Genomic DNA, 7224 nt, shown 5'->3' on the forward strand with positions numbered 1-7224 from the left:
AATACGGTTTCGTCACCCTGATGGGCGACATCGCCAAACCCCTCTTCTGGGGGCTTCTCATCGGTGCGGCGATCACGGTGGCGATCCCCGAAAACGTGGGCGAGATGCTCGCAAACCACGCCTGGCTGGGGTACCTGCTCGTCATCGCCGTCGCCGTGCCGATGTACGTGTGCGCTACGGCGAGCCTGCCCATCGCCGCGTCGCTGGTGCTCTCGGGCGTGAGCCTGGGAGCCGCTTTCGTGTTCCTCAGTGCCGGCCCGGCGACCAACACGGTCACGATGGGCGTGGTCAAAAAGATGCTCGGCACCCGGTCGCTTCTCATCTATCTGGCCACCATCGTCGGCGGCTCGCTTCTCTTTGGCATCATGATCGACGCGCTCTTTGACGTCATGCGGGTCGACCCCCGCAGCGTCGTTCATGTCGAGGAAGAGGCAGGCATCCTGGCCGCCCTTTCGTCGCTTCTGATGTGGGTGCTGATTTTGTGGTTTCTTCTGAAGCCGCTCTTTCGCCGCAACCCCCCGTGCGAGGGCCAAAGCTGCTGTTCGTAAACCTGCCCATATAACTTTTTTCATACGGTGCAAAACGCCCCTTTTGCGGTGCGGTTAAGGAAATTGTAAAGCCGATAGATATATACTTACTTACCGTAAAGTAAGGAAAGAGATGAAGGGCAACAAAAAAGAGAAGATCCTGGAAGCCGCGGCGATACATTTCGCCCGCCGCGGCTACGCCAACGCCTCGCTCGAAGAGATCGCCGCCGACGCGGGCGTCACCAAGCCGGCCATCTACTACCACTTCAAGGACAAAGCGGCCCTGTATGAGAGCGTGCTTTGCAGCCGTCTGGAACGGCTGGCGGATGCAGTCGGCCAAGCCGTCGAAGCGCACGAAGCGGTGGAAAAAAGAGTGAAGGCCTACATCGAGAGTTTCGGCGCCTTTTTGGCCGCGCACCGCTGTTTTGCCGCCATGCTCTCGCACGAATTCGCCGACAACGGCCGCAATCTCTCCGACGACGCCACCCGGCAGCTCTCCCGCACCCTGGGACTGGTGACACGTCTGATCGACGAAGGGGTCAAACGCGGAGTTTTCGAGATCGAAAACCCGATGGTGGTGCAGATGATGATCGTCTCGACGCTCATCAATCACCAGACCACCCGCACCCTTCGCAAAAGGGTCGCGACCCAGGCGGCAAAAGAGCTGGGGGGCGTGGCCCTGAGACCCGAACCCGACATGAACGATCTCTCAAAGATCCTGGCAAAGAAAATTCTGAAATTGATCCGAAAGGAGAGACCATGAGATGGCTCCTGCTGCCGATCGCCGGCATCTGGTTGCACGCCGCGACGATGACACAGCTCTTTGACGCGTTGGCCAAACAGCCGCAGACCCGACTGAACGAGACGCGATCGCAACTGGCCGAGCTGGGCGTCAAGAGGGCCAAAGACCGCTTCTGGCCCTCTCTTTCGCTCTTTGCGAGCTTCGAGCACTACAACAGCCCCACCAACCTGCGTCCCATGTCGCCCACGGAGTCGGCGAAGATGAGCGCCGAGGGAAACCCCCTGCCCTTCGCCACGACGATCGAGCGGCTCGGCGCCCGGGTCTCGCTGCCCCTCTTCGCCAAGGAGCTTTTCAGCCTGAGCCGCCAGGCCGAAGCGATGGCCGAAAGCGCCAAGGCCAAAGAGCGGCTCGACTTTTTGCAAAATGAAGCGCTGCTGGTAGGCGCTGACGCCTCGTGGCGCCACCTGCGAAGACTCGAAGCCGCGCTGAAAGCCCGGATGCGTTCCATTGAAAAGACCCGCCGGGATACCGAAATCAAGGTCCAAAGCGGCCGCGCACCCGGCATCGCCCTGGACAAGCTTGACGAGGGGCTCAACCGCCTTCGCATCACGCTCAATGACCTGCATGCCCAGGAGAGCCTTTTGAAATCCCGCATCGAGGCGCTCACCGGCATGCGGCTCGAAAACCCCGCCCCTCTTACGGCTGTGCAGGAAGCGATCGAAGAGGGGGAACTTTTTGCCATCACACCGCTTCGGCACCTCCTCAAAGCCCAGTCGCACGCCGCAGAAGCAGCCAAAGACAGGCTCTACCCCAAAGTGGTCGCCGATGCCTATTGGAGCGAAAACTACGGCCAGAACGCCGTTGCGCCCCTGGGCCGAAGCGATACCGCCGATGACGTGCACAGAGGTTACGGCCGCTACATGGTGGGCCTTACGATGCCGCTGTTTGAAAAAGGACTTCACACCGACATCGAGAGAGCCGAAGTGCGCCTGCGCGAAGCGCAGCTGAAGCTGGCGCAAACCCGACAGGAGCTTGAAGCCAAAGCCGGGGCGCTTCGCGAAAGCCTGGCCCTTGCGCGCCGCTCGCGCGAGCTGGCCCAAAAGAGCGTTCAAAACGAAAAAAACCTCCTCGCTTACGCCAAAGTGGCCTATGAAACCGGACGCCTGAGCGAAGAGGAATATCTGCGCTACGAAGAGGGGATGTTTGCGGCCCAAAGCAAACAAGCCGAAGCCGAAGCCGCCTGGTGGCAGACCCTGGCCCAGTTGGCGGTCATCTACGGCAGCGACCTGCGCGAGATTGTGAAATAGGAAGGAGAAACCCATGAGAAAATCGTTAAAAACCCTGCTTGTCATCGCCGCCGTCGTTCTGCTCGTCGTCGGTGCCGTGCGGGCCGTCAAACACAAAAAGTCCGAGGAAGCGGCCCTGACACCGGCCAAAACCTACGCCGTAGTCGTCGATACCGTCCGTCCCCAAACGGGCCGCGTCACCCTCAGCCTCCCCGCGCTGGCACTGGTGCGAAACGACCGCGACACCCTTGTCGCTTCCAAGCTCGCCGCCCGCATTCTGATGATGCACAAAGCGGGCGCGCGCGTCAAAAAGGGCGAGCCCGTCGTGCGGCTCGACGATCGCGACCTCAGAGCCAAAGCGGCCGCCGTCACAGCACAGATCGCCGGAGCCAAAACGGCCCTGGCCGCCGCCCAAACGGCCCACAAGACGCTCCAGGCAAAACACGCCCGCACCCAAAAACTGATGAAAGTCAAAGGCGCCAGCCGGGAGCAGTTCGATGCCGAAGTGAGCCAGATCGCCCAGGCCGAGGCCAAAATCGCCGAAGCGAAAGCGAAAATCAAAGCCCTCGAGGCCAATCTCGAAGAGATCGCCCAGCTGCTCGACTACACCCTCATCAAAGCGCCCATAGACGGCGTGATCGGCAAAACCTTCCTCAACCCCGGCGACATGGCGATGCCGGGCAAACCGATCCTGGCCATCGGCGCACAAAAGGGCGACTACCTGCTGGTACGCCTGCCCGCCGACGTCAACGCCTCCGCCGTCCTCTTTCGGGGCGAAAAAGTGCCGCTCTATCCGCTCCATCACACCTTCAACGGCCTGCAGGAGTACCGTACCACGCCTCTTGATACGGGACTGAGCACCGGCACCCGCGTCAAGGTCGATGCGATCGTCTTCGATGGCGACGCCCTGCGGCTGCCCAACGACGCCGTGCTGGACAAAGGAGGACGCAAAGTGGCCTTGAGAGTCGAAAACGGCCGGGCCAGGCCCGTCGACCTGCACATTCTTGCCAGCGGCAAAGAGGGCGTCGCCGTGGCCGACACGCATCTGGCAGGCCAGCCTCTTGTCGTCGCCAAGCCCGACATTTTGCTGCGGCTGCTTGGCGGCATGCGTGTGCAAACGAAAAAAACGGAGTAGCCCATGTTCGATTTTTTCTACAAAAGGGGCTATCTGCTCTACAGCCTCATCGCCGCCTTCTTCTTTCTGGGCGTCGTGGCGCTCTTTACGCTGCCCAAAAACCTCTTTCCCGACGCCAACCGCCCTCAGGTCGTGGTCATCACCCAGGTGCCGGGCGCCACGGCGCAGGTAGCGGCCGGCACCGTCTCCAAACCGATCGAAGAGGAGATCGCCAGGCTGGGGCTGATACGGGACGTCAGCTCCGTCAACGCGGCCAACTTCTCCATCGTCAAGGCCGAATTCGAGTACGAAAAGGGGCTCGAAGCCGCCGCGGTGGACGTGGCCAACGCCCTGGCCATCGCCAAGGGCAAACTCCCCAAAAACGCCAACCCCGCCGTCTACACCGTCGGCGACTTCACTCTGCCGGTGGACGTCATCGCCCTCTCGCCCAAAAACGACGCCCTCTCGCTGGCTGAAATCCGCAAGATCGCCGACAGCTTCATCAAGCCGTGGCTGCTGGCCAACCCGGCCATCGGCAACGTGGAGGTTTTCGGCGGGTTTGAAAGCGCCATCGAGATCGCCGTCGATCCCCTGAAAGCCAAAGCCTACGGCCTCGATCCGGCAAACATCGCCCAGACCGTCAGCGCACTCGATCGCGACATGCCCCTGGGGTTCGTCAAGGGCGAAGGGGGCTTTTTCACCCTCACCTACTACGGCGAAAAGGACGACATCGAACGGCTCAAGCGACTTCCCGTAGCCCCCAACGTTTCGCTGGGCGACATCGCGCAGGTGCGCTGGAGTGTCAAAAAGCGCACCAGCGGCTACATCGGCAACGGCGAAAACGCCATCGCCCTCTCGATCCAGCGCGCCCCCGGCGGCTCGGTGCTGAGCGTCTCCAAAGCGGCGCGGGAGGCGATGAGGGAGCTTGAAAAACGCTACCCCAACATCCGCTTTTCCATCGCCGACACCCAGCGCGATCTGATCGAAACCGCCAACACCAACATGCTCGAAGCCCTGCGCGACGCCATCGTCTACACGCTGCTGGTCATCATGATCTTTCTGGGCAATTTCAGGGCCATTATCGCCGCGGGCCTTTCGATCCCGATGGTCTTTTTCGGTACGATGGCCGTCATCTGGCTCATGGGCGGGGAGCTCAACATCGTCATCTACACCGCCATCATCCTGGCGCTCGGCATGCTGGTCGACGATGCGGTGGTGGTGCTCGAAAACATCGAGCGGCATCTGAGCGAAGAGCACGAAGATCTCGAAACCGCCGTCGTCAGCGGCACCAAAGAGGTGCTCAAACCGGTCTTTGCAGGCACCATCGCCACCATCGTCGTCATGTTTCCGCTGATGTTCGTGGGCGACTTCCCCCAGCACATCTTCCGGCCGCTCATTTCCACGCTCATCATCGCATTGCTGGTGAGCTACTTTCTCTCCATCACCTTCATCCCCAAACTCTCGGCCTGGCTCTATCGCAACGGCACGGGCAAAACGCGCATCGAAAGGTGGTTCGAGTCGCTCTATCAAAACAGCATCGGGCGGCTGATCGGGCCCTATGTGGGGATCTTGAGATTTTCCAACGGCAGATGGTGGGCGCTGCGGCGCATGGCGCTCACCGTCGGCGTGGTCGCGGTGCTTTTGCTGAGCCTCAAAAACGTCATGCCGCTCATCGGCAAGGACGTGATGCCCCCGATGGATACGGGCATCATCAAGGCACAGGTGGCTTTCAGCGTCAACGATACGGTCGAAAGCGCCGAGAAGCGCCTCGAACCCTTCTTGGCGTGGCTGCACGAGCAGCCCTGGGTGCGGATGAGCTCGGTGGCGTTCGGCACGGAGCCCGGGGTCATGAGCCTTGGCAGCGGCAACCTGCCTGCTGAAGCCACCGTCACCGTCATCGCCGTCAACCGCTTCGAGCGCAAACAGAGCATCTGGGAGCTCGAGGATCTGATCCGCGAACGCCTCTCGCACCTCGAAGGGCTCAAGCGCAACGACGTCTACGATTTTGGCGCCACGGCGCTCTCGTCCATCAAGGCCCCGCTGGATGTGCGGCTCAAAGCCCCCGACTGGGAAGCGCTGCCCGAAAAGGCCAAGGAGGTATTGAGCGCCCTCAAAGATATCAAAGGGCTCACCTCCCTCTCGCAAAGCTGGGACAACGACTTTGCCGAAATCCGCGTCGACATCGACACCCGCAAGGCGCTCAGCTACGGCCTGACCCCCTGGCAGATCGCCGCCCAGCTGCCGCTAAGAGGCCAGACCGTCTCTCTTGGCAGCGGGTTCGTTTCGATGAACACGCAGTTTGCCAGGCTCTATCTCAAAGGTCGCTACGGTGCGGATATCCAGACCCTGCGACTGCTGCCCATCAAAACCAAAACGGGCGAAGTGCCCCTCGAAGAGATCGCCAGACTGCGGTACGACCTGACCCCGGCCAAAATCGAGCGCGACGCGATGCTCTATAGCCTCGATGTCAATGGTTATCGTGCCAAACGGCCCGTCACCCACATCACCGAAGATGCCCAAAAGGCCCTCGAAAACGTCGATACGACGGGGATCGTCGTGACGCAGGAGGGCGACATCAAGCAGCTTCAGGACAGTTTCCAACGGATGATCAAAGCGATCGGCCTCGGTGTCGTCATCCTTTTGCTAACCCTCATCGCCATCTATGAATCGGTGCGGCTGGCCGTCATCATGATCGTCGTGCTGCCCCTTTCGATGATCGGCGCGGCGTGGGGGATGCTGCTTTTCGACAAGCCCAGCTGTATGCCCAGCATGGTGGGACTCTTGCTGCTCTTTGGCATCATCATCAAAAACGCCGTCTTGCTCATCGACTTTTACAAAACCTACGAAGCGCAGGGCGAAAGCCCCTTCGAAGCCGCCGTCGAGAGCGTGCGGGTGCGTTTCAGGCCCGTCATGATGACGGCGTTTGGCACGATCGCGGGGATGATTCCCATCGCTTTGGAGCAGGCGGTGGGCCTGGAACGGCTCAGCCCCCTGGCCGACGTGGCCGTGGGCGGCCTGCTGGTGGGCACGCTGCTGACGCTGGTGTACGTGCCGATGTACGCCTATGCCACGGATCCCAACAATAAAACCGATTCGCTCAAAAAAGTGGCAGGGGATTGAATGGCGCTCGAGTACTGCTATCCGCTGAAAGAAGGCGAAGAACTGAACGAAGAGCACCCCGGGTGGCCGCTTTTTGAGGTGACGATCCACGGCAGCGAAAAAGAGCGCGTCAAGCTCTCCAAGCGACTGGTGTGCGCCGTCAAACATCTGCCGCTGCGTCTTCGCATCCACTACGAAAAAGAGACCGCCCGCTCCGTCGAAGCGGGCATCGCCTACGACCCGACCCTGACACTCAAAAAAGAGATCCTCGCCGAAGGCCTCGTTCCTGCGGAGCGACTGACGGAGATATTCGAAAAACTTCTGATTCAATGGCAGGCATGAAAGTGAGCCTCGACGACCCCGACGGTAAGCCCTACGACGCTTTCGCCAACTTGTTTGGCTGATGACGGCGTTTACGACGCTCTTTGGCATTTTGCCGCTGCTTTGGGCTACGGG

The 7224-nt window shown here is 60.8% G+C and carries 6 protein-coding genes; all 6 read left to right on the forward strand.

Annotated elements, in window-relative coordinates; genetic code table 11:
* Positions 1–548, forward strand: a 548-nt coding sequence (locus Q1K23_RS06400) for a permease (protein WP_300363314.1), incomplete at its 5' end; no start/stop codon positions are given.
* 112 nt (positions 549–660) lie between these two features.
* The gene (locus Q1K23_RS06405) at positions 661–1290 is read left to right on the forward strand and encodes a TetR/AcrR family transcriptional regulator (RefSeq protein ID WP_300363315.1); all 630 of its coding nucleotides are present in this window, start codon (positions 661–663) and stop codon (positions 1288–1290) included.
* Positions 1287–2576 carry a TolC family protein gene (locus Q1K23_RS06410; protein ID WP_300363316.1) on the forward strand — a complete coding sequence of 430 codons (1290 nt, stop codon included), beginning with the start codon at positions 1287–1289 and terminating at the stop codon, positions 2574–2576. Before Q1K23_RS06405 ends, Q1K23_RS06410 begins: the two co-directional genes overlap by 4 nt.
* Positions 2577–2589: 13 nt before the next feature.
* Positions 2590–3690 (forward strand): hypothetical protein, encoded by a 1101-nt coding sequence (locus Q1K23_RS06415; RefSeq protein WP_300363317.1) that lies wholly within the window; start codon positions 2590–2592, stop codon positions 3688–3690.
* A gap of 3 nt (positions 3691–3693) precedes the next feature.
* On the forward strand, positions 3694–6789 hold the full coding sequence (locus tag Q1K23_RS06420; protein ID WP_300363318.1) for an efflux RND transporter permease subunit: 3096 nt from the start codon (positions 3694–3696) through the stop codon (positions 6787–6789).
* Entirely contained in the window at positions 6790–7110 is a 321-nt protein-coding gene (locus tag Q1K23_RS06425; protein ID WP_300363319.1) for a hypothetical protein, read from the forward strand. It abuts the gene before it with no gap.
* Positions 7111–7224 lie beyond the last annotated feature (114 nt).

It is taken from the genome of Hydrogenimonas sp. (assembly GCF_029933015.1).
Classification (GTDB): Bacteria; Campylobacterota; Campylobacteria; order Campylobacterales; family Hydrogenimonadaceae; genus Hydrogenimonas.

Coding starts and splice junctions, on each gene's coding strand:
- Q1K23_RS06420 (WP_300363318.1), top strand. CDS start 3,694: ATGTTCGATTTTTTCTACAAAAGGGGCTATCTGCTCTACAGCCTCATC.
- Q1K23_RS06425 (WP_300363319.1), top strand. CDS start 6,790: ATGGCGCTCGAGTACTGCTATCCGCTGAAAGAAGGCGAAGAACTGAAC.
- Q1K23_RS06405 (WP_300363315.1), top strand. CDS start 661: ATGAAGGGCAACAAAAAAGAGAAGATCCTGGAAGCCGCGGCGATACAT.
- Q1K23_RS06415 (WP_300363317.1), top strand. CDS start 2,590: ATGAGAAAATCGTTAAAAACCCTGCTTGTCATCGCCGCCGTCGTTCTG.
- Q1K23_RS06410 (WP_300363316.1), top strand. CDS start 1,287: ATGAGATGGCTCCTGCTGCCGATCGCCGGCATCTGGTTGCACGCCGCG.